The sequence below is a fragment of the Aliterella sp. E5.1 genome, assembly GCF_057473825.1.
Genome location: NZ_JBYCCV010000407.1, coordinates 1 through 1319, shown reverse-complemented (window position 1 = coordinate 1319; position 1319 = coordinate 1). Strand labels below are relative to the sequence as shown.

Annotated in this window: 1 protein-coding gene; it reads right to left on the bottom strand. The window is 51.1% G+C overall.

Annotated elements, in window-relative coordinates; translation table 11 throughout:
- Window positions 1-4 precede the first annotated feature (4 nt).
- Window positions 5-1159 (bottom strand): aromatic ring-hydroxylating dioxygenase subunit alpha, encoded by a 1155-nt coding sequence (locus AC2VE5_RS27715; protein WP_486890727.1) that lies wholly within the window; start codon window positions 1157-1159, stop codon window positions 5-7.
- Window positions 1160-1319: the final 160 nt, after the last annotated feature.

Genomic DNA, 1319 nt, shown 5'->3' with positions numbered 1-1319 from the left:
ACCTTCATCGAACCAAGTTATCGGTGATTGGTTCAGACGGGTCTGAGACCATCTTCTCAGATAAGACGGTCTCAGAGGAGTGTCCGTTCCAACCGTTTGCAAGTTGACTCGATTTTTGCATAAATTGCTCGTATTGCCGAACAATTAAGCGCTGAATTGCGATAATCGCCGGATTAATTTCCACATAGCGGCGCTGGGGATTCCTTAAATAGGTCTGTTGTTCACTCTCGATCATCTCAATGTCTTGGGCGAGAAACTTGTAAAGCACAAAGCGCTGCAGCAGCGACACCAGCAAGGGCTTGAGCGGTCTGAGAATCCAACTCGGCAGCCGAACTCGAAAGAAAAACCAGGCAAAGGATTGGCTCTCTACCGGGCCAATCGGTAAGCGCATCAGGTATAGCGAAGACATCCCCTGCAAAGAAGTGGCGTAGTGGGGATAGTGATACTTAACCGCGATCGGTAAAGTGGTGACTTGATCGGCCCGTTCACTCAAGCCCAAAAACTGAGCCATGCGACCTTTGTAGGAAACTTGATACTCTGCGCAGACTGAGGTGTCTGTCTCCTGGAGATTCGTCAGCACCGGATCAAACCAGCCCTGAAGTTTTTGGTGCAAAAAGCCATGGAAAACATCCATGGTATTTTCGTTGCAGATCGAGAAATGAGCTTTAAACCGCGCCGTCACGGGCACTATCAGCCAGTCATCGGGTCGATTAAATTCTGGCATCTCAGGCGGTTGACGGGTGGCTGCCAGGGTGGCGTCGCCGGGAAAAATCCAGATTAAATTGTATTTTTCTTGCACCGGATAGCTTTGAGCCTGAGCCCTGGGCAGTTTTTGGGAGTCCGGTAGATAGGGAATGCTGACGCACTGGCCCTGGCCATTAAATTCCCAACCATGGTAAGCACAGGCAAGATGACACCCCTGAACCTGGCCCTTATGAAGGGCAACCCCTTTGTGGGGGCAGGCATCTTCTAAGGCATGAAGTTTACCGCTTTGATCTCGGTAAACAGCGATCGCCTGCTGCCAGATCGTTACCGCTTTGATTCCCCCTGGCTGCAGCTGATCAGCCCAACCAACGGCGTACCAATGATTGGGGTTGATCCCTACCTCCCGAACCGCATTCTGAACTTGCTGGCCGCTGAGGGTGGTTGCCAGTTCCATCAATTTGCCTCTATTGCACTCAATCTTTAACAGTTGACAGGAACTCCTACCGTTTTACCATTTCTAGCCCAAATAGACAGAGCAGGACGGGGGTTTAGCTGGCCAAAGCCTGGTCTGCAAAGGTTTCCGTCGCTTGTTCAGCGGCTTGATTGGCCAGGTA

What these genes read in the sequence shown, in the direction of transcription:
- AC2VE5_RS27715 (WP_486890727.1), bottom strand. Translation starts at nt 1,159, where the DNA reads ATGGAACTGGCAACCACCCTCAGCGGCCAGCAAGTTCAGAATGCGGTT.